At 68.0% G+C, this 24,550-nt stretch carries 21 protein-coding genes; 8 read left to right on the top strand and 13 right to left on the bottom strand.

Features of this window, described 5'->3' with window-relative positions; all coding sequences use genetic code 11:
• Positions 1-5: 5 nt before the first annotated feature.
• Positions 6-1,256 carry a murein transglycosylase A gene (mltA, locus tag B0E49_RS08610; protein ID WP_144264504.1) on the bottom strand — a complete coding sequence of 417 codons (1,251 nt, stop codon included), beginning with the start codon at positions 1,254-1,256 and terminating at the stop codon, positions 6-8.
• Here mltA and B0E49_RS20490 point away from each other — a divergent pair.
• The gene (locus tag B0E49_RS20490; RefSeq protein ID WP_168175023.1) at positions 1,189-1,350 is read left to right on the top strand and encodes a hypothetical protein; all 162 of its coding nucleotides are present in this window, start codon (positions 1,189-1,191) and stop codon (positions 1,348-1,350) included. The genes mltA and B0E49_RS20490 overlap by 68 nt on opposite strands.
• Before the next feature lie 25 nt (positions 1,351-1,375).
• On the opposite strand, the gene B0E49_RS08605 is transcribed toward B0E49_RS20490, so the two are convergent.
• The 4 genes from B0E49_RS08605 to B0E49_RS08590 all read right to left on the bottom strand — a co-directional run bounded on the left by B0E49_RS08605 (position 1,376) and on the right by B0E49_RS08590 (position 9,013).
• On the bottom strand, positions 1,376-2,002 hold the full coding sequence (locus tag B0E49_RS08605; RefSeq protein ID WP_077561782.1) for a response regulator transcription factor: 627 nt from the start codon (positions 2,000-2,002) through the stop codon (positions 1,376-1,378).
• A 101-nt stretch (positions 2,003-2,103) separates the two neighbouring features.
• Complete coding sequence (locus B0E49_RS08600) at positions 2,104-4,152, bottom strand: two-component system sensor histidine kinase NtrB (protein WP_077561781.1); 2,049 nt, start codon at positions 4,150-4,152, stop codon at positions 2,104-2,106.
• The gene (locus B0E49_RS08595; RefSeq protein WP_077561780.1) at positions 4,149-4,976 is read right to left on the bottom strand and encodes a carbon-nitrogen hydrolase family protein; all 828 of its coding nucleotides are present in this window, start codon (positions 4,974-4,976) and stop codon (positions 4,149-4,151) included. Before B0E49_RS08595 ends, B0E49_RS08600 begins: the two co-directional genes overlap by 4 nt.
• Positions 4,973-9,013 (bottom strand): YhdP family protein, encoded by a 4,041-nt coding sequence (locus tag B0E49_RS08590; RefSeq protein ID WP_286137887.1) that lies wholly within the window; start codon positions 9,011-9,013, stop codon positions 4,973-4,975. The genes B0E49_RS08595 and B0E49_RS08590 overlap by 4 nt, the downstream gene beginning before the upstream one ends.
• 172 nt (positions 9,014-9,185) lie before the next feature.
• On the opposite strand from B0E49_RS08590, the gene glnE reads away from it, so the two are divergent.
• A complete protein-coding gene (gene glnE, locus B0E49_RS08585; protein WP_286137886.1) occupies positions 9,186-11,861 on the top strand; it encodes a bifunctional [glutamate--ammonia ligase]-adenylyl-L-tyrosine phosphorylase/[glutamate--ammonia-ligase] adenylyltransferase in 2,676 nt (891 codons plus the stop codon).
• A gap of 279 nt (positions 11,862-12,140) precedes the next feature.
• Here glnE and B0E49_RS08580 read toward each other — a convergent pair whose 3' ends face one another.
• Complete coding sequence (locus B0E49_RS08580; protein ID WP_077561777.1) at positions 12,141-12,755, bottom strand: glutathione S-transferase C-terminal domain-containing protein; 615 nt, start codon at positions 12,753-12,755, stop codon at positions 12,141-12,143.
• Between the two features lie 143 nt (positions 12,756-12,898).
• On the opposite strand from B0E49_RS08580, the gene purB reads away from it, so the two are divergent.
• A complete protein-coding gene (gene purB / locus B0E49_RS08575; RefSeq protein ID WP_077561776.1) occupies positions 12,899-14,278 on the top strand; it encodes an adenylosuccinate lyase in 1,380 nt (459 codons plus the stop codon).
• Between the two features lie 229 nt (positions 14,279-14,507).
• On the top strand, positions 14,508-15,068 hold the full coding sequence (locus B0E49_RS08570; RefSeq protein ID WP_077561775.1) for a YaeQ family protein: 561 nt from the start codon (positions 14,508-14,510) through the stop codon (positions 15,066-15,068).
• 68 nt (positions 15,069-15,136) lie between these two features.
• Here B0E49_RS08570 and B0E49_RS08565 read toward each other — a convergent pair whose 3' ends face one another.
• Entirely contained in the window at positions 15,137-15,439 is a 303-nt protein-coding gene (locus tag B0E49_RS08565; RefSeq protein WP_077561774.1) for a hypothetical protein, read from the bottom strand.
• Between the two features lie 17 nt (positions 15,440-15,456).
• Complete coding sequence (locus B0E49_RS08560; RefSeq protein ID WP_077561773.1) at positions 15,457-15,906, bottom strand: DUF3717 domain-containing protein; 450 nt, start codon at positions 15,904-15,906, stop codon at positions 15,457-15,459.
• 347 nt (positions 15,907-16,253) lie between these two features.
• Between B0E49_RS08560 and B0E49_RS08555 the strand changes: the two genes are divergently transcribed.
• Together B0E49_RS08555 and B0E49_RS08550 are read left to right on the top strand one after the other, a co-directional pair.
• On the top strand, positions 16,254-16,970 hold the full coding sequence (locus tag B0E49_RS08555) for a TerC family protein (RefSeq protein WP_077561772.1): 717 nt from the start codon (positions 16,254-16,256) through the stop codon (positions 16,968-16,970).
• Positions 16,954-17,307, top strand: a complete 354-nt coding sequence (locus B0E49_RS08550) for a phage holin family protein (RefSeq protein WP_077561771.1) — start codon at positions 16,954-16,956, stop codon at positions 17,305-17,307. Before B0E49_RS08555 ends, B0E49_RS08550 begins: the two co-directional genes overlap by 17 nt.
• On the opposite strand, the gene B0E49_RS08545 is transcribed toward B0E49_RS08550, so the two are convergent.
• On the bottom strand, positions 17,275-18,795 hold the full coding sequence (locus tag B0E49_RS08545) for a M48 family metalloprotease (protein ID WP_077561770.1): 1,521 nt from the start codon (positions 18,793-18,795) through the stop codon (positions 17,275-17,277). The two genes, B0E49_RS08550 and B0E49_RS08545, sit on opposite strands and share 33 nt — an antisense overlap.
• Positions 18,796-18,861: 66 nt before the next feature.
• Here B0E49_RS08545 and moaC point away from each other — a divergent pair, with 66 nt between their 5' ends.
• A complete protein-coding gene (gene moaC / locus B0E49_RS08540) occupies positions 18,862-19,374 on the top strand; it encodes a cyclic pyranopterin monophosphate synthase MoaC (RefSeq protein ID WP_077561769.1) in 513 nt (170 codons plus the stop codon).
• 12 nt (positions 19,375-19,386) lie between these two features.
• Here the strand turns inward: moaC and B0E49_RS08535 are convergent, their stop codons facing one another.
• The 3 genes from B0E49_RS08535 to B0E49_RS08525 all read right to left on the bottom strand — a co-directional run bounded on the left by B0E49_RS08535 (position 19,387) and on the right by B0E49_RS08525 (position 21,650).
• Positions 19,387-19,830 (bottom strand): type II toxin-antitoxin system VapC family toxin, encoded by a 444-nt coding sequence (locus tag B0E49_RS08535; RefSeq protein WP_217349228.1) that lies wholly within the window; start codon positions 19,828-19,830, stop codon positions 19,387-19,389.
• The gene (locus B0E49_RS08530) at positions 19,830-20,069 is read right to left on the bottom strand and encodes an antitoxin (protein ID WP_077561768.1); all 240 of its coding nucleotides are present in this window, start codon (positions 20,067-20,069) and stop codon (positions 19,830-19,832) included. The genes B0E49_RS08535 and B0E49_RS08530 overlap by 1 nt, the downstream gene beginning before the upstream one ends.
• Positions 20,070-20,132: 63 nt before the next feature.
• Positions 20,133-21,650, bottom strand: a complete 1,518-nt coding sequence (locus tag B0E49_RS08525) for a PglL family O-oligosaccharyltransferase (RefSeq protein WP_077561767.1) — start codon at positions 21,648-21,650, stop codon at positions 20,133-20,135.
• Positions 21,651-21,728: 78 nt separating this feature from the next.
• On the opposite strand from B0E49_RS08525, the gene galE reads away from it, so the two are divergent.
• Entirely contained in the window at positions 21,729-22,802 is a 1,074-nt protein-coding gene (galE, locus tag B0E49_RS08520) for a UDP-glucose 4-epimerase GalE (protein WP_077561766.1), read from the top strand.
• Here the strand turns inward: galE and B0E49_RS08515 are convergent.
• Positions 22,766-24,412: a PglL family O-oligosaccharyltransferase gene (locus tag B0E49_RS08515; protein WP_168175022.1), complete on the bottom strand. Its 1,647-nt coding sequence runs from the start codon at positions 24,410-24,412 to the stop codon at positions 22,766-22,768. The genes galE and B0E49_RS08515 overlap by 37 nt on opposite strands.
• Between the last annotated feature and the right edge of the window lie 138 nt (positions 24,413-24,550).

Below are 24,550 nucleotides of genomic sequence, written 5' to 3'. Positions count from 1 at the left end.
GACTATTACCGGGTTTCAGCCTGTTTTGGCCACAAAACCCAAAGCCTGAGCGGCTGCTTCAGCCGCCCCGCCAGTTCCCCCGCCTGCGCGCCCCAGCCGGCAAAATAATCGGCCCGCACCGCGCCCACGATGGCGCTGCCGGTGTCTTGCGCCAACACCAGTTTTTGCAGATTCACCTGCGCGCCGCTGGAGGCGAGCCAGACCGGCGTGCCGTAGGGAATGCTGGCGGCATCCACCGCGATGGAGCGCCCGGGCGTGAGCGCCACGCCCTGGGCGCCGCGCGGGCCGAAGGCGGCGTCCAGTTCAGACAGCGGCTCCTCGCGGAAGAACACAACGCGCGGGTTGCTCCAAAGCAGCTCGTTCATGCGCTGCGGGTTTTGCGCGAGCCAGGCGCGGATGCCCGGCCAGGTCGCGTCACGGGTGGCGCCCTGGTCCAGCAGCCAGCGCCCCACGCTCTGGTACGGCTGGTCGTTGGTGCCAGCAAACGCCAGCCGCACCAGGTGCTGGCTGCCGTCGGGCTCGGCGATGCGCAAGCGCCCCGAGCCCTGGATCTGCAAAATCAGCGCATCGATCGGGTCGGCCACGTACGCAATCTCGTTCCCGCGCAGTGCCGCCCGGGCTTCGGGCAGCGTGTCGATTTGCTGGCGCGTGTACCAGGGCCGGCGCTGGTTCAAACCGGCCGGCGGGCGGTACAGCGGCACCGTGTAGCCGGGGCCGGGCAGGCGCGAGGCGTCCATGAGCGGCTCGTAGTAGCCGGTCAGCAGGCCCTCGGACGCGCCGGGGCCGCCTGCTGCGAGCGGCTCCACGCGGTACGGCTGCAGGCGCTGCATCATCCAGGCGCGCTGCTCCTCGCCCGTGCCGATGCTCAGACGGCGCACCTCGGCGCACAGCGGCGCAAAGGTGGGGCCGGGGCGCTCGCAGCTCTTGATCCAGGCGTTCCAGGCCTCGAAAAGATGGTCGTCGGTAAAGCCCGGCAGATCGGCCCAGCGCACCGGCACCCAGCGGCTCTTGCCGCGCTGCAGGGCGGGCGGCAGCGGGCCGTTGTCGCCGGGCAGGGCGCCGGGCGCCGGGGCGGCGATACCGGCCTCTCGCGCAGGGTTGTAGGGCGGCGCGCTGGCGCAGCCCCACAGCGTCCCTACAATCGCCGCACTGGCCACACACCGCGAGAGCCGCCACAGGAGTCGATTCATGATTTTGCTTTTGGTTGAAGCGCTGGCCGCCCTGGCGGCGCTGCTGCTGATCGTCTGGTGGACCATGTTCTCGGGCCGAAAGCAGGGCGAGTTGACGCTGCCGGAGCCGGCTCCGAAGGATGCGCCAGACATCACAATTTCAGAGGAAAGCAAGCCCTGAGCCCTTGTGTGGCGTGCACGATGCGCTATACATTTCGCAGCGCATTGGCCAACTCCACGGCCGACTTGACTTCCATCTTGTCGAACACCCGCGAGCGGTGCACCTCCACCGTGCGCACGCTGATGTTGAGCTGGTCGGCAATCAGCTTGTTGGGCAGGCCTTCCACCACCAGGCGCATCACGTCGTGCTCGCGCTCGGTCAGGCCGGCCAGGCGCGACTGCACGCTGGTTTGCGCACTGCGCGCCTGCAGGATCTGCGCCGACTGCTGCAGCGCCTGCTCGACGCGATCGACCAGTGCGTTGTCGGAAAACGGCTTTTCGCAAAAGTCGAAGGCGCCGCGTTTCACGGCGGCCACGGCGGTGGGCACGTCCGCGTGCCCGGTCAAAAAAATCACCGGCATGGCCTGCACCAGGCCGCGCAGGGCGAGTTGGTCGAATAGCGCCAGGCCGCTCATGCCCGGCATGCGCACGTCGAGCAACAGGCAGCAGGGCTGGGTCGGCACGAAACCGGTTTGCAGCATTCGCATGAATGCCTCGGCACTGTCGTAGGAGTCGCTGGGCACATGGCGCGAACGCAGCAGCCAGGCCAGCGCTTCACGCACGCTGGCATCATCGTCCACCAAAAAAACGGTTGCATTCAACGCGGGTTGCATGGGCGCATCCTAACGCAGCGACGGGCCGCCCCGAGCAAGTGAGCCCCCTCGGGGGCAGCGCAGCACACGCAGTGGCAAGCGTGGGGGCTCTCGCTAATCAGCTATGCATCTGCGGCGGCCGCGGCCGGTGAATGAACGGGCAACGTGAATCGGAAAATCATGCCCTGCGGCTGGTTCGGCTGCAGCGCGAGGAAGCCGCCATGCTGCTCCACCACCGTGCGGCACAGGCTCAGGCCCAGCCCCATGCCCTCTCGCTTGGTGGTGAAAAACGGCGTGAACAGTTGTTGTGCAACCTGCGGCGCAATGCCTGGACCGAGGTCTGCCACCGAGAACTCCAGCCAGCCGGGGCTGTGCGCCGTGCGCTCGGTGGCCGCTGTGCGCCGCACCGCCAGCACCAGCAGGCGCCGGGTGATGGCCGGCTCGTCCATCGCCTGCATGGCGTTGCGCGCCAGATTCAGCAGTACCTGCTCGACCATGGTGCGGTCGCACAGCACGGAGGGCAGGTCTTTCTCGAACGACAGCTCCACGCGCACGCCGAGCTTGCCCGCCTGCAAACTGATCAGCGGCAGGATGGCGTCAAACAGGTCCTGCGGGCGCACCACCTCGCGCGCCTCGTCGCGCCGGCGCACGAAGTCGTGCACGCTCTTGATGATTTTGCCCGCGCGCCCGGCCTGCTCGGCAATGCGGCGCATGGCCAGCGCCAGGGAAGAATGCCCGTCCGGCCCCGGGTCGCCCTGGAGCAGGTTCATCGAGCCCGTGGCATAGCTGGAGATGGCGGCCAGCGGCTGGTTCAGTTCGTGGCTCAGGAGCGAGGCCATCTCGCCGACCGTGGCCAGCCGCGCGGTGGCCTGCAGCCGCTCCTGCGTGGCGCGCGTGAGTTCCTGCACGCGGCGCTGCTCGCTGATGTCCAGGCAGGCCCCCATCCAGCCGGTCTGCACGCCCTGCGCATCGATCAGCGGCGCCTCGATGATCAGCACCGGAAAGCGCGTGCCGTCCTTGCGCACGAACACCGACTCGAAGCCTTCGCGCGGCGGCACGCTGCTGCCGCTCATGCGGATCGCGTGGCGCTGGCGGTATTCGTCGGCCTGCTCGGGCGGCCAGTAGGGCGCGGGCACGCTGTGGCCCATCAGCTCCTCCGGCGCAAAGCCCACCATCTGGCAAAACGCCGGATTGACATAGGTGATGCGGCCCTGCAGGTCGCGCGCACGCAGCCCGGTGACCAGCGAGTCCTCCATGGCTTTGCGAAACGCCAGCGCATCGGCCAGGCCGCGCTCGGCGCGCAGGCGCCGGCGCATGTCCTTGGCCAGCAGCACCAGCACCGAGACCAGCGCAATCGACATGACGCTGACCAGCGCGGTCAGCACATCGGGAAACAGATCGGGAGCGGCGCGCCAGCTGTCCATGCGCAGCACCAGCGTGTAGCCCGGCAAATTCAGCAGCTGCTGCGCCGTGAACACGCGCGAGCCGCGCCGGCCCTGGCCGTGCAGCGCCAGGCGCGTGCCGTCGGCCTCGGTGAACGACACCTCCTGGCTGCGCGTGAGCTGCTTCTCGACCAGATCGGACAGGATCTCCTGCAGCGAGTAGGTGGCCACCAGATAGCCCGCCGGCTGCCCGCCGCTGGCGAGCGGCAGGCACACATCCATCATCTCCATGCCCAGCCCATCCGACTGCGGCACGAAATAGCTGTTGGAGTAAGCCGGCCCGCTGAAGCGGTGCGCGTTGGCACAGGCCAGGGCCATGTCGGACTGCGCGATGGAGCGGTCGTAGCGGCTGAACACCGGCACGTGGAACGGCGAGTCCACATGCTCCAGGATCGCCAGTGCGTCATCGCGCCATTCGATGCGCATCAGCTCACGGCGCTCGTGCAGCAGCGCACGGGCGCGCAGCGCCCAGGCCTCGGGCGCCGGACTGCCGGCCTGCAGGGCCTGCAGGCTTTGCACATTGCGCGCCAGGCCGGCGCGGATGTCGCCGATGGTGTTGGCCGTGTCGCGCTCGAGCTTGGCCTGCACCTGGCTGGCCTCGTAGCGCCCGGCCAGGAACACCAGTGTCGCGAGCACGGCCAGCACCAGCCCCGCCAGCAAGGCCCAGAGCGACCAGCGGCGCCAGGCCAGCGCCAGCTTGTCCAGCGCCGGTCGCAGCGAGGCCCTCACAGGACGCGGTGCTCCAGTGCGGGCAGCTGCTGGCGCGCCACCTGGAGCCGCGCCGCATCAAGTTCGCCCAGCACCACACCGGCGCCCTCGGCCAGCGTCTGGATCACCACACCCCAGGGATCCACCAGCATCGAATGGCCCCAGGTGCGGCGCCCGTTCTCGTGCAGGCCGCCCTGCGCCGGCGCCGCCACATAGGCCAGGTTCTCGATGGCGCGCGCGCGCAGCAGCACCTCCCAGTGCGCCTGGCCCGTGGTGTGGGTGAAGGCGCTGGGCACCAGCAGCAACTCGGCGCCGCGCGCGGCATAGGCGCGGTACAGCTCGGGAAAGCGCAGGTCGTAGCACACGCTCAAGCCCACGCGCCAGCGATGGCCGTCGCGTGAGGGCAAATCGAACATCACGGGCTCGCGGCCCGGCTCGAGTACGCGCGATTCGTCGTAGCGCTCATGCCCGTTGTCGAAGCGAAACAGGTGGATCTTGTCGTAGCGCGCCACGCACTCGCCGTGCGGCGTGAAGACCAGGGTGCTGTTGCGCACATGCGCCGGATCGGGTGTCGCCAGCGGCAGCGTGCCGCCGACGATCCACAGCCCGAGTTCGCGCGCGGTATCGGCCAGGAACTGCTGGATCACGCCACTGCCGCCACCGCCACCAAAAACCTCCTGCACCGCGAGCTTGTCGGTGTCGCGCCGGCCCAGCAGGCAAAAATACTCGGGCAGCACAGCCAGTTCGGCCCCCGCGTGCGCGGCCCCGGACAGCAGCACGTGGGCCTGGCGCAGGTTCACCTCGGCACTCACGCCCGAGACCATCTGGATGGCGGCAACTTTCATTGTGTGACTCCTGTCTTGTGCTCCACCCTGGTGATTTTGGGGTCGGTCCAGGTCCCGTCGATGTGGAACTCCTGGGTTGCCGCTTCCATCAGCGGGCGCCGCAGGAAATACTGCGCCAGAAAGCTGCCCAGGCCGATGGCCGGGTTGATCGCGGTGGCGATCAGGGACGCCGTGCCGGCGTTGAGTTCGGGCACCACCACCACGCGGATGCTCTGCGTCTCGCGATCCAGATCGGCCTGGCCGTCCATCAGCACGGCCGCGTTGACGCCCTTCATCTGCAGGTTGTTGGTGGCGGCGATGCCATGGTTGATCTTGACGTCGCCGCGCACGAAGTCGAACGCGAAACCGTCGCTGAACACGTCGCTGAAATTGAGCGTGAGGCGCCGCGGCAGCGACTGCAGGCTGAGCACGCCGAGCAGCTTGGCCAGGCCGGGATCGGCCTTGAGGAACTGCCCGCTCTCGATGTTGACGTTGAACTGCCCGCCCATCGTCGGGTAGTCCAGGGTGAACGGGGAGCCGGTCCAGGTCACCTGGCCCTGCATCGTGCCTTTGCCCCGGCGGATCACGTCCTTCATGCCGAAGCGCGCCAGCAGCGCGCCCGAGTCGTTGATGTCCAGCTTGAAATTCATCATCGTGCGGCGCAGTCCGCCTGGCGCTGCGGCCTGCGCGTCGGGCGCGGCCCAGTTGCCAGTCGCGCTGAAGGTGGCCTCCGGCAGGGTGATGTTGAGCTTGTTCAGCCGCCACTCGCGGACGCCGGCTTCGCGCGCCGCGGCCGCCGGGCCGCGATTCACGGCGTCGATCTCGACGCGCCCGAGCCGCTTGCCCTTGAGCTCGAAATCGTCCACCACGATATCCAGCGCCGGCACGCTGTCGGTCGGCTTCTCGAGCAGCTCCTCGACCTTGCTGGTGGAACTCGCGGCGATCTTCAGGCGCGCCAGCCGTGCGTACACGCGCCCGGCGCCCGCGCCCGACGGGGGCCGGTACTCGGCGTAGCCATCGAGTTCGTCGGCATCCAGATTGGCGCGCCAGGTGCGTCCATCGCGCGAGCCCCCCACCACGACGTTGTGCAGCGTGCGCCCCTGCACCGTCAACTCGCGCGCGCGCAGCGCCACCACCGTGGGCAGGTAGTCGGATTCGTCGGCGGGCGTGGCGACCGGCGTAGCCGCCTGGGACGCAACCGCGCCCGCGCCAGGCGTGGCGGCCCGGTGCAGCAGCGCCTGCCACGCATCCAGATCGAGACGCTCCAGATTCACGCTGGCGACCACGCCCGCATCGGGCAGCGAGGGCGCCTCGCCCGCGCCCAAGCCGACGCCGATGGCACCGCGCACGACCCGCGCCTGTGCGCCGGAGAGATCGCGCACATACGTCGCAGAGGCGATGCGCCCGATCTCCAGGCTCAACTGGTCCTGCGCCTGGCCTGCGGCACCGGGCAGCCGTCTGCTCTCCAGGTGCAGCGGCAGGGCTGCGTCCGCGCTCTTGTTCAGCGGCGCGGGCAGGTTCAGCGCGAGCCCCTGCAGGCTGCTCGTCACCGACAGATCGGGCACACCCTTGCGAAACCCCAGCACCGCGGCATAGGTGGTGCTGCCCGTGGCGTTTTGCGCGAGCCGCGCGACAGCCCCCAGCTCGCGCGCCTGCTGCAGGGCCAGCGCCGTGACGCTGCCCTGGGCCCGGATCACGATCGGCGAGTCGGGCTGCGCGGCGGTGGGCGCGCGCATGCCGCCCTCGATGCGGATGTCGCCGCCCAGCATGCGCGCCTGCCCGCCGTTGATGGCAAACCCGCTCTCGGTGAAGCTGACCACGCCCTGCGCCTTGCCCAGCAGCGGCGTGCCGGGCGACATCTGCAGGTCGTTGCCGGCCAGCGTCACGCTGCCCAGCACTTTGGATTTGGCCATGCTGTGAATCGGCAGCTCCAGATGCAGCTTCAGGTCGGCCGGGCCGCTGGCACTGGCCTGGCTCAGGGCCTGCCCCGTCATGGCATCCAGCGGCGAGCCCGCCACAAAGCCCAGCATGTCCTTGAGCGGACCTTTCGTCTGCGCATCCACCACCACGGTGGCGGCATGCGCCAGGTCGGCAATCTGCGCATCGGCCTTGGTGACCGGCAGACCGCCCGCGCCCGCAAACTTGCCCGTGGCACCCTTGATCTGCATGGACTGGCGGTCGAACACCAGCGTGGCGGAGAGCTGGGTCAGCGCCGGCCAGGGCAGCTCGCCCGCCGACTGCAGGCTGCGCGGCACAAACGCAAACGTGGTGTTTTGCAGATTCGCCGCAACGTGGAATTCACCTTGTTTGGGATCGGCAAACGGGAGGTCGTGCAGATCGCCCTTGACGACAAACTTGACCGTGCTGGCGCTGCCCGCCAGCACGGCGTCGCGCACATAGTCGCGCACCGATGCCGGTAGCACCAGCGGCAGGTAGCGGTACACGCGCGCGGCCTGCGCCCGCGCCAGGCTGCCCTGCAGGTCCAGCACGCCGGGAAAACGCGCATGGCTGGGCGAGTGCGCGGGGTCGCTGGTCTTCCAGCTGAGCTGCAGATCGCCCTGGGCGTCCGCGTTGGAGAATTTCACATTCGTGAGCTGCGTGGCAATCTGCTCGCCGTTGACCTGCCACTGCACATCGGCGGCCAGCTGGTCCAGCGGCACCACCGGGTCCTCGAACACGCCCGGCAGGTCCAGGGCGCCGGCCTGGATGGCGATCCGGGCCTTACCGCTCGACTGGGTCAGGTCGAAGTCCACCGTTGCGCCGCGAACACCCGGCGTGCCCACTGGCGCACTCACAGGCACGTGGGCCGGCGGGCCGGGTGGCGCCGCAGCGGGCTGCGCGGCAATCTCCAGTTGCACCACGCGCCCGCGCGCGCTGAACTTGACGGGCGCCTCCAGCAGCCCCTGCCAACTGCCGGCAACCTGCTCGACCAGGCCTTTGGGCGCGTAGGCGGCGAGCGCCGCGTGGGCGCCGGGGCTCAGGGGAAGGCGGTCGGCGATTTGCGTGAGGGCTGCCAGATCCAGCTTGTCGGCCCGCACCTCGCCTTGCGCCGGCACGCGCCCCTCGGCTTGCGTGTAGGTCACCTGCGCATTGCCGCCGGGCCAGCGCAAACCGTCCGGCGTGCTGAACTGCAGCCCCTGCGTGGAAAAGTTGAACCCGCCCGCCAGCAGCCGGCCCCCGAACCGCCCGACCACCGACTGCAGGACCAGCGGCTGCAGCTGCGGCCCGAGCGTGGCAGCGACCTCGGCCAGCGCCACATCGAAGGTGCCGCCGGTAAACCGCCCATGGCTCACGTCGGCCCAGGCCCGCACCGCGCCGTTGCCGCGCTCCACCGTGAGATCCGGCAGATCGGCGTAGCTGTGCAACTGCGCCAGATCGACGCGCGCGAAGTCGGCGTACACCTGCCCTACCCACTGCTGCCATTGCCCGCTATGGCGGGCGAGGAGCGGCTGGCGTAGCAGCGCTGCCAGGTGAAAGCGTTCGCCCCACTGCGGCGGCGGTGTGGCGTCGATGCGCATGGCGTGGCTGCGCGCCTTGTTGCGCAGCACGAAATCGACCTGCTGGAGCACCAGCGGCGGCGCGCCGCGCTGCTCATCGCTCCAGCGCAGCAGGCCGTCGTGGATCACAAACTCGGTTTGCGAAAAAAACCAGTCGAGCGCACGGGCGTCGTGGCTGGTGGTGCTGGAGAAGTCCAGCCCGCCGACCAGGATTTTCCCGTCCGCGGTGCGGCGGATGTCGAGCTCCGGCCGGTCGATGTACAACTGCTCGAAGCCCAGCCTTAAGAGCGAGCGTGGCGACAGCGCGGCCAGCACGCGCGGCAGCCGCAGCGCCACCCGGCCAGCGCCGTCGAGCAGGGTCACGTCGCGCAGCTCGAACGAGGGGATCATGCCGGTGGATTGCGCACTGATGGCGCCGATGCGCACCGGTACCCCCAGTGCCTTGCTGGCCTGGATTTCGAGCATCGGGCGAAACTCGCCGATTCGCGGCACAATCCAGCCGTGCAGCCCGCCCCAGGCCAGCCCCAGCAACAGCCATGCACCCAGCAACAACCACAACACCCATTGCACTGCAACAGAGAAGGCTCGGAGCCGCCGCGAGGGGGAGGGTGTCAGTTCATTCATCAGGCATCAGGACGTGGCAGGAATTATGACCCGCAGCAGCTCTGTGGGTTCAGCACCGGGGGGTGAAGTTTTGTTAAACGCCGCAGCCGGCGCTCCCGCACCGCTCTCAATGCATTCGCGCTTCCTGCAGCGCCTGCACCGGCGCTATGAGAGCCAGTTGCCCTTGCTGCCCGCGGGCGCGCCGGAACGCGCCGGCATGCGCCAGGCACTGGCGGCGTTGCAGGCCCAGGGCCTGGCGTGCGGTGCTGCGCTGCGCGTGCTGCGCCAGCTGGTGCTGGAGCGCCTGATCACGCTCGACTGCGACCAGCAGGCGCCCCTGGCCGTGGTCACGCGTGCCGTCACCGAACTGGCGGAGCTGGCGCTCGATGCGGCCTGCACGCAGGCCTTCGCCGAACTCGATGCGCGCCACGGCGCGCCGCTGGCGCCGAATGGAGGGCGCGCCCAGATGTGGGTCGTGGGCATGGGCAAGCTCGGCGCGCGCGAACTCAATGTGTCGAGCGACATCGACCTGATCTACGTCTACGACCACGATGGCGAGAGCGCCGGCATCGAACAAGGCCGCAACCGCCTGTCGAATCACGAGTATTTCGCCAAGGCGGTGAAGATCATCTACGGCCTGATCGGTGAAACCACCGAGCACGGCCTGGTGTTTCGCGTGGACCTGGCGCTGCGTCCGCACGGCAACTCCGGCCCCTCTGCCGTCTCGCTCGGCGCGCTGGAGGACTACCTGCAGGCGCAGGGGCGCGAGTGGGAGCGCTTTGCCTGGCTGAAAAGCCGCGTGGTGGCGCCCCGCGCCGCGATTGAAAACCGCTCGGCGCAGGCGCTGCGCGGCGTGGTGCTGCCCTTTGTGTTCCGGCGCTACCTGGACTACAACGTGTTCGATGCGCTGCGCATCCTGCACCGCCAGATTCGCGAGCACGCGGCCAAGCGCAGCGCCGGCCATCCCGAGCGCGCCAACGACGTGAAGCTCTCGCGCGGCGGCATTCGCGAGATCGAGTTCACCGTGCAACTGCTGCAGGTGGTGCGCGGCGGCCAGTTTCCCGAGCTGCGCACGCGCCCCACGCAGGATGCGCTCAAGCGCGTGGCGCATGCCGGACTGATGCCGCAGGCCACCGCAGACGCGCTCTCCCGCGCCTACGAATTCCTGCGTCGCGTGGAGCACCGCATCCAGTACCTGGACGATCAGCAGACACACGTGCTGCCGACCCGCGACGACGACCTGGCCTGGATCGCCCACACCCTGGGCTATGCCAGCGTGTGCCCGTTCCTGAGCGATCTCGACATGCACCGCGAGCTGGTGGCGCAGGAGTTCGACACGCTCCTGGGCGGCGCCGACGAAAGGACCTGCCGCGGCTGCCACGGCGGCGCCAAAGCGGCGACGCCCGAACTGGAGGACCTGCTGGCGCAGATGCCCGAGCGCTTTCGCGAGCGCATCCGGCAGTGGCAGGAACACCCGCGCGTGCTGGCGCTGCGCGACGAGGCTCGGGCGCGCCTGCTGCGGCTGCTTGAGCGCACCGCGCAGTGGCTGGCGCAGGGCACCGTCGTTGAGGACGGCGCCGTGCGCCTGGCCGACTGGATCGAGCCGCTGCTGCGCCGCGAGAGCTACCTGGCCCTGCTGCTGGAACGCCCTCAGGTGCATGAGCGGTTGCTGCGCCTGCTGGGCGCCGCGCGCTGGCCCGCGCGCTACCTGGTGCAGCACCCCGGCGTGATCGACGAGCTGGCCAACGACAGCATGCTGGCCGAGCGCTTCGCGCCCGCCGAGTTCGAGCAGGAACTCGAGCAGCGCCGCAGCGCACTGGCGCGCACCAAAGAGGACGACGACGAGACCCTGCTGAATCTGCTGCGCCGCGCCCACCACGCCGAGGTGTTTCGCACGCTGGCGCGCGATGTGGAAGGCCGCATCACGGTCGAGCAGGTGGCCGACGACCTGAGCGCGCTGGCCGACAGTGTGCTGCGCGTCACGGTGCGCTGGTGCTGGCAGCGCCTGAAAAACCGGCACCGCGAGGAGCCGCTGTTTGCCATCATCGGCTACGGCAAGCTCGGCGGCAAGGAACTCGGCTACGGCAGCGACCTAGACATCGTGTTCGTCTACGAGGACGCGGATGAACGCGCCCCGGAAGCCTACGCCGCGCTGGTGCGCAAGCTGATCAACTGGCTCAGCGTGAAGACCGGCGAGGGCGACCTGTTCGAGATCGACACCGCGCTGCGCCCGAACGGCAACTCGGGCCTGCTCGTCACCAGCTTCGAGGCCTACGCGAACTACCAGCAGCAGCGCGGCAGCAACACCGCCTGGACCTGGGAGCACCAGGCCATGACGCGCGCGCGCTTCGTGCTCGGCGAAGATACGCTGCGCGCGCGCTTCGACGCGGTACGCGAGGCCGTCATCACGGCACCGCGCGATGCCGGCGCCCTGCGCGGCGAGATCGTGGCGATGCGCGACAAGGTGCGCGCCGCCAGGCCGGTCAAGGGCGACCGCTTCGACGTCAAGCACAGTGCGGGCGGCATGGTGGATGCCGAATTCGCGGTGCAGTTCCTGGTGCTGTCGCAATCCAGGCAGCACCCTGAGCTGCGTCCCAACGTCGGCAATATCGCGCTGCTGCAGCGCGCCGAGGCCTGCGGCCTGCTGGCGCGCGGCATCGGCGAGGCGGCCGCGCGCGCCTACCGCGAACTGCGCCGCGTGCAGCACCGCGCGCGCCTGAACGAAGAGCCCACCCAGGTCAGCCCGCCCGCGCTGCAGGCCGAGCGGGACGCGGTGCTGGCGCTGTGGGCCGCGGTGTTCGGCTGAGCGGGCGCCGGCGCACAAACGTTTCGATTCTTTACATTTTGGCGGCCCCCGGCGGGCGGAACTCTTTGACGCCTGCGGGTGTCCATAGACAGAACTAGCCCATCTTCAGGTTTTGGATATACCGGTTTTCTGCTGCGAAGCCTTCCGGGTTTTTACAATCCAGTTGTCCCCCCCGAGGCGCTTCTCCTCCTCCCTCACTCTCTGCTTCGCTTCGGGACGTTTCGCAGCATTTTTAATTGGGCAGGCCGCCGCCGAGGCCGCCCGCCAGCGCCGATCGGCTCAAGCCGGCCGGGTGTCGATGAAGCTCTGGCGCTGCGTCAGCTTGTCGTGCAGCCTGGCCAGATTCGGGTGATCGGTGCGCCAGCCGATCTGCGGGAAACGGAACTCCATATAGCCAAGGGCGCAGCCCACCGCGATGTCGGACAGGCTCAAGTGAATGCCGCTGCAAAAAGGCTTGTCGCCCAGCCCCTGACTGATCGCCTTGAGGCAGGCCTGCACTTTGCCCAGTTGGCGGTCGATCCAGGCCTGGCTGCGCTGCCCATCCGTGCGCCCGGCCCAGGTGGACTCCAGCCGCGCGAGGATGGCGGCATCTAACAGGCCGTCGGCCAGCGCTTCCCAGGTCTTGACTTCCGCGCGCTCGCGCCCGGGCGGCGGGATCATCTTGCCCACTGGCGACAGCGTGTCCAGGTATTCCACAATCACACGCGAATCGAACACTGCCTCGCCGCCTTCAAGTACGAGGCACGGCACCTTGCCCAGCGGATTGGAGGCCCCGATCGCCGTGCCCGCCGCCCAGACGTCTTCCGTGACGAACTGGTAGTCGAGTTTCTTTTCAACCATCACGATGCGCACCTTGCGCACGTAAGGGCTGCTGTCGGATCCGATCAATTTCATGGGCATGTTGACTTTGGGCGCTGGTTTGCCGGGGGAAATCCGCCGGAAAACCCGATTCTATAGATTCACCCCGACGCAATTTGGCACGGTCACTTTGTCAAGCATAGATCGTGGCGCGCAACCGACACAACTACAATGACAGGATGTCTTTTTCCCCCCTCACGGCGCTGTCGCCGCTCGACGGCCGCTACGCGGCCAAGCTCTCCATGCTGCGCCCCCTGATGAGCGAGCAGGGCTATATGCACCGCCGCGTGCAGGTCGAAGTTGCCTGGCTGATCACCTTGAGCGATGCCGGCTTTGCCGAATTCAAGCCCCTCAGCCCCGGAGCACGCACTTACTTGCTCGGTCTGGTGAAAAATTTCTCCGAAACGGATGCCAGTGCCATCAAGGAGATCGAGAAGACCACCAACCACGACGTCAAGGCCGTCGAGTACTGGATCAAGTCCAAGTTCGAGGCCCGGCCCGAGCTGGTCGCCATCAGTGAATTCGTGCACTTTGCCTGCACCAGCGAAGACATCAACAACACCAGCCACGCGCTGCAGCTCAAGGCCGCGCGCGAGCAGGTCATCTTGCCCACGCTGGACGCCCTGATCACGCGGCTGCGCGAGATGGCGCACGCCTACGCCGACGTGGCCATGCTCAGCCGCACGCATGGCCAGACCGCGAGCCCCACGACCGTGGGCAAGGAAGTGGCCAACGTGGTGGTGCGCCTGGCGGCTGCGCGCGAGCGAATCGCGGCCGTCAAGCTGATGGGCAAGATGAACGGCGCGGTCGGCAACTACAACGCGCACCTGTCGGCGTGGCCCGACTTCGACTGGGAGGCCTTCGCGCGCAAGGTGGTGGAGACGCCGACGCCGCTCGGGCTCGGGCTGACGTTCCAGCCCTACAGCATCCAGATCGAGCCGCACGACTACATGGCCGAGCTGTGCGACGCCCTGGCGCGCACCAACACCATCCTGATCGACTGGTCGCGCGACGTCTGGGGCTATGTCAGCGTGGGCTATTTCAAGCAGCGCCTCAAGGACGGCGAAATCGGCTCCTCGACCATGCCGCACAAGGTCAACCCCATCGATTTCGAAAACGCCGAGGGCAACCTGGGCCTGGCCAACGCGCTGCTCAGGCACCTGAGCGAGAAGCTGCCGATCAGCCGCTGGCAGCGCGACCTGACCGACTCCACGGTGCTGCGCAACATGGGCGTGGCGCTCGGCTACGCGGTGCTGGCCTGGAACTCGCTGCTGACCGGGCTGAACAAGCTGGAGATCAACACCGAGGCGCTGGCGGCCGACCTGGAGCGCTCATGGGAAGTGCTGGCCGAGCCGATCCAGACCGTGATGCGGCGCTACGGCCTGCGCGGCGGGTATGAACAGCTCAAGGAAGTCACGCGCGGCAAGAGCGTGAGCGCCGAGGCGCTGCACGGCCTGATCCGCTCGCTGGCCATCCCCGAGGCCGAGAAGGAGCGCCTGCTGGCCCTGACACCGGCCAGCTACACCGGCAAGGCCGCCGAGCTGGCGCGGCGCGTCTAGACGTGACCTCCACGCTTGTCGCTGCGCGTACTGCGCTGGGCTCGCGCAACATCCGTGCGCGCAGCTGTACAGTGCAGCGAGCCCATGCCGGGCCTACGCTATGCACGTGCCGAGGCATCACGCTTCGGCCCGGCCCCGAGGGGGCTGGCCTTGCTTGGGGCGGCCCGGCGCTGCGGCCGGCCCCCACGCTCGGCGTTGCACGCTATAAGACGGGCCAGCGGCGACTCTGATGGCCCTCAAATCCACCATCTTCAAGGCGAGCCTGCAGATCGCCGACATCGACCACGGCTACTACGCGGACCACACGCTGACGCTGGCGCGCCATCCGAGCGAGACCGACGAACGCATGATGGTCCGCCTGGTGGCGCTGGCGCTGCAGGCGCACAAGCTGCAGAGCGTGTGCGGCGGCGACGGCACGCTCGCGTTCGGCGCGGGCCTGTCCAGCCCCGACGAGCCCGACGTTTTCTTGCGCGACTTCACGGGCCAGACGCGGCTGTGGATCGAGGTTGGTCAGCCCGAGGACAAGCCGCTGATCAAGGCCTGCGGCAAGGCCGACGAGGTGGTGCTGTACTGCTTCTCGCATGCGGCGGAGATCTGGTGGCGCACGATGGAGGGCAAACTGTCGCGCCCGCAGAACCTGAGCGTGTACCGGGTGCCGACCGCGGCCTCGCAGTTGCTCGCCCGGCTGGCGCAGCGCAGCATGCAGTTGCAGGCCACGATCCAGGAAGGTGCCTTGATGCTGGGCGACGACGCGCACGGCATCGACATCGAGTGCCAGCGCTGGAAATAACGGCGTTTCAGGCCTTTAGCCCATATCAGTTATACGCTTGCCGCTATTTTTCCAATAGCAACGACGCTTCAGGCCGGTCGCGGCACGCCGCAGCGCCAGCACTGCTCGAAGCCGCCTTCCACCAGTTCGCCGCACACGCAGTGCCAGCGCCGCTGCGGCAGGTTCTGGAACGCGTGCAGCAGGCTGCGCGCCTCGGCTTCCTGCGCCTTGTCCATCAGCCAGACTTCGGGCAGGCACTGGTCGGGCGGCAAGTCGCCCGCGGCCCCGCCCAGGAAGTAGCGCTGCATCGAGGCGTCGAAGCCGGCCTGGCGCAGCACGTCAACCCATAGCGTGGCAATCGCGATGTTCGGGGCCTGGGCCAGGCGCAGCATGGCGGACCGCAGGCGCCTCAGGCCGGCGCGGCGGCGGGCGCCGGCGTCGCCGGGCGGACCCAGCCTTCGGCAGCGCGTTCGGCATAGCGGTTGAAGCGCCAGGCCGTGTTTTCCTGCGTGATGCGGCGCCAGGTGTGGCGCTTTTCGGCCGGGCTCATGTCGGTCCAGTGCTGCACTTCGCCGAAGGTGCGCCCGCACCCCTTGCACACGGCGTCGCCCTGGCTGGTCGAGCAAATCGCGATGCAGGGCGTGTCGGGCGTAGTGTCGTACCAGGTGCGCCAGGCGGCCAGCGCGCGGGCCGGGAAGGACGCCTCGTCGGCCTCGTCCTCATGGTAGAAGACCATTAGCGCATACACCTCCGCCAGCGCGCGGATTTCGGCGCTCAGCGTGACGCCGTCCGGCGACGGCGCCTTGTCGCGCCAATAGTTGATGGCGGCTTCGATATCGGTGATGTGGATTCCGGCCATGAGGTGCAGTAGAGCGGAACCGGATGATAGCGCCGCGCCTGCGGCCCTGGCGCCATTGGGGTATCGGCGACGCCCCAACAAAGCCTTTTGGTTTGCGGGGTCTCCGCGTTCGATGGTCCAATCGCGGCCAAGAAGGGGAGTAGCTCCCTGTGGGTGAATCGTCAACACGAAGAACTGTCCGCCAGTTCATCCGGTTCCCCAGATCGAGGCCGCACACGCGGCCCCAATCGAGCAAGACCTTCGCCATGCACTGGTTGTGCAGCGCGAAGGCCGCCCCCCTCCGGCGCGCCACGCGTTGCCCACCGGGTGTTGTTTGAACCGACACGACAATACGACAGAGTTTTGCCATGGAATTTTTCTCCTCCGCCTGGTGGTCCGCTCTCCTCGCCATCATCCTCATCGACCTGGTGCTCGCGGGCGACAACGCCATCGTCATCGCGCTGGCCGCGCGCAGCCTGCCCCAATCGCTGCAGCGCCGCGCGATTGTCTGGGGCACGGTCGGCGCCATCGTGGTGCGCGCCGCCATGACCGTGGGCGTGGTCTGGCTGCTCAAGGTGCCAGGCCTGATGCTGCTCGGCGGCCTCGCGCTGCTCTGGATCGCCTACCAGCTGCTGACCGGCAGCGGCGGCGACGCGCACGACAAGCCCGCCGCCAACACCTTCTGGGGCGCCATGAAAACCATCGTGGTCGCCGATGCGCTGATGGGTGTGGACAACGTGCTGGGCGTGGCCGGTGCGGCGCACGGTTCGTTCGCGCTGGTGCTCATCGGCCTGGTGATCAGCGTGCCGATCGTGGTTTTGGGCAGCACGCTGGTGCTCAAACTGGTGGATCGTTTTCCGCTCATCATCCAGGCCGGTGCGGCGGTGCTGGCGTTGACCGCCGCCAGCATGATCGTGAGCGAGCCCGTGCTGCGCGGCGTGTTCGCCGACCCTGGAACCCTTCACACGGCGGCGCGCTGGGGCACTTATGCGCTGGCCGTGGCCGGCGTGCTGGGCGCGGGCTGGTGGCATCGCCGCAGGCTGGCAGCGGATGCTATGCTCCCCCACCATGAAACTCATCTTTAAATGGCTGCTTCACGCGGTGGCGCTGCTGGCGGTGGCAGGCCTGTACAGCGGCGTGCAAGTCAAGAGCTTCACGGCGGCGCTGATTGCCGCGTTCGTCATCGGTCTGCTCAACACCATCGTGCGCCCGGTTCTGGTGGTGCTGACGCTGCCGGTGACGCTGATCACGCTCGGGCTGTTTCTGTTCGTCATCAATGCGCTCATGTTCTGGGCCGCCTCGGGCCTGCTGGCGGGCTTTCACGTGACCGGTTTCGGCGCCGCGCTGATCGGCTCGCTGATCTACTCGCTCTTGGGCGTGCTGATCGACTCAGTGCTCCAGAGCCTGTTCCTTAAGAAGTAGCTGCACCTGGCGCAGCCGGGTGTCGATGATCGAGGCCTCGATGTGGCCCTCCGGATCGCGCCCCGTGCCCTCCTTGCGCACCAGATCCTGCGCCGCCTTGAAGCGGTCCACGGCGGCCGCGTAGTCGAGCTGCGCCACCTGCGCCTCGGCTTCGGCGCGGATGGCGCGCAAAGTCTCGCCCTGCGCACTGTAGGCGCTGGCCAGCAGTTGCCAGGCGCTGGCGTCGCGCGGGTTCGAAGCCACCCAGGTCTGCAGCCGCTGCGCCGCCTCCAGCGCCTTGCCGGTGCGGATGCGCGCCTCGCTGGAGAGCACCAGCTCCGGGCGCCCGGGCGCGGCCGGATCCACCAGCGCCAGCACGCGCGGTGCATCGCCCGCGGCCCACGCCACTTCGGCGGCCAGCAAATTGGCCAGCCGCGCGGCGGTCGCGTCACCGGCCACCAGCGGCGTGAGCCGGGCCACCAGTTGGCGCGCCTGGGCGAAGTTGCGCTGCTTCATGCTGGCCAGCGCCCCCGCGTACAGCGCGCCCGCCTGGCGCGCGGGTGTCATGGTGGCAGCGGCCGCCGGGGAGGCGCCGGCCACCGCAGCGCGCAGCGCATCCACGCCGGGATTCGACAGCACCTGCGCGCGCGCCGTGATCATGGCCTGCTCCAGGCTCAGCGCGGGCAGCGGCGGTGTGGCATTCAGCTGCGCGCGGGCCTGCATGTCGGCAATGCGCTCGGTGGTCAGCGGGTGCGTGCGCAGGTACGGAAACGAGCCGTTGTCGTTCAGGCGCGAGGCCTGCTGCAGCTTCTCGAACATGGTGGCAAAGGCCTGCGGCGCATAGCCCGCCTGCGTCATGACGCCGTAGCCGATGCGATCGGCCTCGCGCTCCATGTCGCGCGAAAAATTCAGCTGCCCCTGCATGGCCGCGGCCTGCCCGCCGCTGATCATGGCACCGCCCAGATCGGGGCTCTTGCTGGCCGCCAGCACGCCCAGGATCATCGCGCCGATCATCAGCGGCGTCATGCGGCTCTGCTGCGCCATCAGGCGCGAGATGTGGCGCTGCGTGACGTGGCTGAGCTCATGCCCCAGCACCGACGCCAGCTCGTCCGGGCTGTCGACGATGGCGATCAGCCCGAGCTGCAGCCCCAGGTAGCCGCCGGGCAGGGCGAAGGCATTGATCTCGCGGTCGCGCCCGAGGATGACCTGCCAGGCGTAGCGGTCGTCCATCTCGGGCGTGAGCTCGCCGCGCACGCGCGCCGCCGCCAGCAGCCGCGTCCAGATGCCCTGCACGTACTCGGCCAGCACCGGATCGTCGATGTAGTCGGGGTCGCGGTACAGCTCGCGCGCAATGCGCTCGCCCAGCCGGCGCTCGGCGCCGGTGCTCATCTCGCCGCCATCGCCCAGCGTGGGCAATTGCGCGTACGACCACGTCGGTGAAAACAGCAGGGGCAAGGCCAGCACGGCGGCGGCCAGCGCCCGCACGAGCATGTTGATGCGGTAAGTCATGGCCGTATGATGCTTGAAAGAAAAATCCGTTCTGTCAATGGTTTTTACCAACCGCCTTTGTTACCTATGAGCACCCGCAATGTCCCCCCCGCCACGGCCCTGACCCACTTCGACGCGCAAGGCCAGGCCCACATGGTCGATGTGGCGGCCAAGGCCGCCACGCACCGCATTGCCGTGGCCGGCGGGCGCATCACCATGCGGCCCGAGACGCTGGCCCTGATCGAGGCCGGCACGGCCAGGAAGGGCGACGTGCTGGGCGTGGCGCGCATCGCCGGCATCATGGCCGCAAAGAAAACCAGCGAGCTGATTCCGCTGTGCCACCCGCTCGCGCTCACCCGGGTTGCTATTGATTTCGAAGCTAACAGCGTAGATGCAGCGGGGGATTCAGCCATATTTTGTACCGCAACCGTGGAAACCGTGGGCCCCACCGGCGTGGAGATGGAAGCCTTGAGCGCCGTGCAGGTCGCGCTGCTGACCATCTACGACATGGTGAAAGCCGTGGACCGCGGCATGACCATGACCGATGTGCGCGTGCTGCAAAAGCACGGCGGCAAGTCGGGCAGTTTCGTCAATCCGTGAGGCCATGGCCTTTCACCCCTGACCCTCGTTCGTTGCCCAGTTCTCCAGCTTCAAACCGGGCACCTGCGCAAAAGCACGGTCATTGCTGACCAGCACCGCATCCAGTGCCAGCGCATGGGCGGCAATCATCAAGTCAAAGGCACCGAGGCCCACGCCACGGCGCTCCAGATCGGCGCGCAGCGCGCCGTGCATGGCCGCCGCGTTGGCGTTCCAGTCCAGCACCTCCACCCAGCGCAGGAATTCATCGACCACCTCCTTGACGCGGGTAGCGGCCGGTTTCTTCGCCACGCCGTACAGCAGCTCGGACTGGGTGATGGCCGAAATGCACAGCGCGGCCGGCGGGTGGCGCGCCATGTGCACACGCACTGCGGGGTGGGTGCCCTTGAGCGCGTAGCTCACCATATTGGTGTCGAGCATCCAGCGCGTGGGCGCGGCGGGCGCAGTCGGCGCGGCCATCAAAGGTCTTCGCGCACCTGCGAGGCCACGTCACCGCGATCGGCCAGAAAGTCCTCTGGAATCCGCGCCGCATCGGCCAGCGCAAAAAATTCGCTCCAGTCGGCGGGGCGGCGTGACAGCACCACATCCTGCGTCAGCGGATCGCGACGGATAAAGACCTCATCGGTGTCAAAGCGGAATTCGGCCGGCAGCCGCACCGCCTGGCTGCGGCCGGTTTTGAAGACTTTGGCAGTTTGCATGGCAGCTCCCGAGTTCAAAAAAGTTCATCTTAATACATACCATGGTATATATCAACCTTCCCGCTACGGCGCAGGCGCCCGCAGCTTTTGCGGCAGGCGGGTGTCGTCCGCCGTCCACTGCGCATAGTCCTTTGGAAATGCCGCCCGAAAGCGCGCCAGATGGAACAGCGCGTCGTCATCGCGGCCGAGCAGCACGTCGGCCGCTATCAGTTTTTCGATCACGCGCGGCTCGGGCGAGTAGTGCAGCAAGCGGCCGGCCAGCGCGCGCATTTGCGCCGCATTGCCCGGTGTCAGCTCGGTGATGGTGAGTTCGGCAAAACGCACGGGGTTCCTGAACAGCATTGAGTCGCGCACCTTGGCCAGCGTGTCGTCGCGGTAGGGGGCGTCGCGCTGCTCGGGGGCGAGGTAGATCTGGCTCACGCGGTGGTAGTCCCAGGCGGCGTACAGCACGGCCGTCAACACCGCAAACGCTACCGAAACAATAGCTAACTGCGCAGATACACCAAGGACTACAGGCCGATTTGATGTCACATTCCGGCGCGCCCCCGTCAGCCACAGCCACGCCAGGCACAGGCCGAACGCGATCTGGAACGGCCCGTACCACAGCGGGTATTCGAGCAGGCTGTGCAGCCCGATCACCGCCAGAATCGCCCACGCCATGCGGCGCGTCGGGTCGGCCTCGCGCCATGGCCGCTGCCGACATGCCCACCACACAAAGCCGCCGCACACCAAGAGCGCCGCTGGGATGCCGAGCGTCACCGCGAGCTGCAACGGCAGGTTGTGCGCGTTGTCCAGAATTTCACAAAAGCGCGGGCCGTCGTACAAGGTGATGTAGTGCGCGTAGGCGAGTTGGCCCCAACCCCAGCCCAGCCAGGGGTGCTGGGCGATCAGTTGCAGCACGTTGGCCCAGAGCGTGAGGCGGCTGGCGCAAAGGCGGTCGCCGGCGCGCAGACGCGCAAAAGCATCGTGTCCGAACAGCCCGAACCCGGCCAGCCATGGCAGGAGCACCGCGGCCAGCGCATAGGCCAGCACGGCCGCCAACAGGACGCGGCGCAGGGCCGGCTGGCGCCAGCCGCCCCACAGCCAGGCCAGTGCGCACAGCAACACCAGTTGCAGCAGCCCGGTGCGCGACGAAGACGCGGCATTGCCCGCCATCAGCAGCGCGGCCGCGGCCCAGCCAAGCCAAGCCCGGCGTCCGCCGAAACGCCCCGTCGCCACCAACCACAGCAGCGCGGCCAGCGCCATGTTGGTCAGCGTCGCAAACTGGTTGCGCTGGCGCAGGTTGGCAAAAGCCTCGCCCAGTTCGGTCTGGTTCACCCATGGCAGCAGGCTGGCGCCCGCGCCGAAGTACTGGCACAGCCCCATGACGCTGCTGAGCAGGCCGGCCGCCAGCCAGGCCCATGCGGCGGCGGTGACCAGGCGCCCGCAGAAATCCCGGTCCGAGAGACGGCTGCACAGCGCCAGCAAACCCGCGGCGCAGGCCCACGAGAACAGCAGCGGCACCGCGGCCGGCGACGGCCCGGGCGCAAACGGATTGAGCCAGGGCAGGGCGATCAGGAAGAAAATCGGGATGGATTGCATACGCCTCAAGTGTGCCGCAGGTGTGGGACGCTGCAGGCGCGGCCTTTGGGATAATCCAGCGTTACGACAGGCCCACCCATGACACCCCCCATCCTCATCACCGGCGGCGCCGGCTACATCGGCTCGCACACGGCCGCCCTGCTCATGGAGGCGGGGCACAGGGTTGTCATCGTCGACAACCTGAGCAACAGCAGCGTGCATGTGCTGGAGCGGCTGCGCCAGTTGTGCGGCGATGCCTTCGAGTTCGTGCAGGCAGACGTGCGCGACGGCGCCGCGCTGGACGGCGTCTTCGCGCGGCATGCTGTGGCCAGCGTGATCCACTTTGCCGGCCTCAAGGCCGTGGGCGAGTCGGTCGCGCAGCCGCTGCGCTACTTCGACAACAACGTGGGCGGCACCCTCAGCCTGCTGCAGGCGATGGAGCGCGCCAATCTGCGCCGGCTGGTGTTCAGCTCATCGGCCACGGTGTACGGCGAGCCGCAGCAGGTGCCGATCCCCGAGACCGCGCCCTTGAGCGCCACCAACCCTTACGGCCGCACCAAGCTCGTCTGCGAAGACATGCTGCGCGACCTGCAGCGCGCCGATCCGCACTGGCAGGTCGCGATTCTGCGTTACTTCAACCCGGTCGGCGCGCACGCCAGTGGCCTGATCGGCGAAGCGCCCAGCGGCGTGCCGAACAACCTCATGCCCTACATCACCCAGGTCGCCGTGGGCCAGCGCGAATACTTGAGCATCTTCGGCAACGACTACCCCACGCCGGACGGCACCGGCGTGCGCGACTACATCCACGTGATGGACCTGGCGCGCGGCCATCTGGCGGCGCTCGACCACCTGGCAAAGCAGCAGTCCTCCATCACCGTGAACCTGGGCACCGGCTCCGGCGTCAGCGTGCAGCAGCTGGTCGACACCTTTGCGCGCGTGGCCGGCCGGCCCATCGCGCACCGCCATGTGGCGCGCCGCCCCGGCGACGTGGCCGCCTGCTATGCCGACACCACCCTGGCGCGCACCCTGCTGGGCTGGCAGGCCGAGCACGACCTGGTGCGCATGTGCGAGGACGCTTGGCGCTGGCAGGCGATGAATCCTTCGGGGTATGCAGACCGATTGTTATCTGACCTGAGTTATTTCGGCACTTCCACCCCCGCTAGCTGCGGATAGCGCACCTGCAGCGCTGCCCAGCCCTCACGGGCCTCTGCGCAGCGCTTGGGCTGATGAATGCGACATATGCGCGCCAGCGTGTCGCGCGCAACCTCGGGCTGGCCATTCAGGCCAGCCGCCAGCGCATAGCGGAACAGCACCGACGAGAACCCATAGCGCTCGGCCACCTTGCGCATCCAGTCCACCTGCTGCGGGGTCATGCCGGGTGTGGCCTCGGTGCGCGCGAATTGCAGATAGGCTTCGAGTTGCGTGAGCAAGCGCAGCTTTGGCGCCGGCGTCACGATGCGGTCCGTTCCGATATGCGCCGATTCAAAGCGCAGGATGCGGTAGTTTTCCTCGGCCTTCAGGTAGTCCATGGCCACGCCCACAAACACCACGCTGAGCAGCACGGTGAACGACAGCACCGCCCAGCGCGGCAGACGCAGCGACACCCCGCCTGCCGGCGAAAAGCCATCCACCGCGCCCATCGCCAGCCCGACCGGAATCAAAAAGTAGGCGTACTCCAGCGGGTATTCGAGCATGCCGTGCGTGACCACACCGCCCACCGCCGCCAGGAGCCACACGGCGCGCGCATCGCGACAGGCGCGAATGTGCGCAATGAACCACCAAGCCAGCGCCGCGATGATGAGGCCGCCGATCGGCACGCCATTCCATAACAACAGGTCTAATACCAGGTTGTGGCTGTGGTCGAAAAGGTACCCGAGGACGGGATGATCCAGCGCCACGCGCTCCTGCGCCGCCCCCACCTGCTGCCAGCCGTAGCCCCACAGCGGCTCGCGCCCAATCGCGTCCAGCATGGCCCGCCAATACGGCAGCCGCGGGCCGGCCCGCATCTGGTCGCCAAACGAGCGCCCACTAGACAGCATCAGCGCATCGCAGACCATCGGCCAAAGCAGCACGCCGGCCGCAAACAGCACGCCCAGCACCAGTAGTTGCGTGCGCGTGATGCGCAGGTTTGCGCGCTCCATCAGGGCAAGACCCCACACGACAAGCAAGCCGATTTGCAGCCAGCCGGTGCGCGACTGCGTCATCACCATGCCCCACAACAAGAAGCCGGCGCCCAGCCAGAAGGCGGTGCCGTTGACCTTTTGGCGCTGCTGTAGCCACAGCAGGCCGCACAGGCCGAGAAAGCACAGCGTGCACAAGTTGTTCGGCTGGGCCACGTTGCCGAAGGGCCGCGCGCCGGGCGGCAGGTCGGCCGCGTAGATGTTCAGGCTCAGCGCGCCGGTCCACTGCACCAGCGCAACGCCGACCGACAGTAGCGCGGCGAAGCACCAGGCCGCCATCAAGACGTTCAGCCCGCCGCTGCGATTGTCGTCGGCAGCCATCAAGCTACCCGCCACTACGGCCGCGAGCCACAAGCCGATATACAGCGCCGCCATCAGCGCATCACCGACGAAGAGAAGCTTTCCGGTGATGAGTTGCGCCAGCACCACGGCGCAGCACACAACGGCGATGGCCGCCAGCTGCCATGAAACACGAGCACCGGTGACTATGCTTGCAGTGACGGCTGGCAGCAGCAGCAACAGCCCTGCGATTGCCAACCCGTCACTCCAGGCCGCGGTCCACGGCGGGTAATGGTTGGGCACCAGCCAGGCGGCGGTGGTCAAGATGGTCAATATATTCACGAGAGTTCGTCTGGTGCTATCAGTTGAACAAAGGCCGCTGATGTCTGATCCACTCCATTTTCATGAATCCGTCTCCTCAATTCTTGCCTGATCGCGCAGCTATTGCGGACGCAATTGCAG

It is taken from the genome of Polaromonas sp. C04 (assembly GCF_002002705.1).
Classification (GTDB): Bacteria; Pseudomonadota; Gammaproteobacteria; order Burkholderiales; family Burkholderiaceae_C; genus Rhodoferax_A.
The sequence above is the reverse complement of the archived record's forward strand: the minus strand, read 5'-3'. Positions and strand labels throughout refer to the sequence as shown.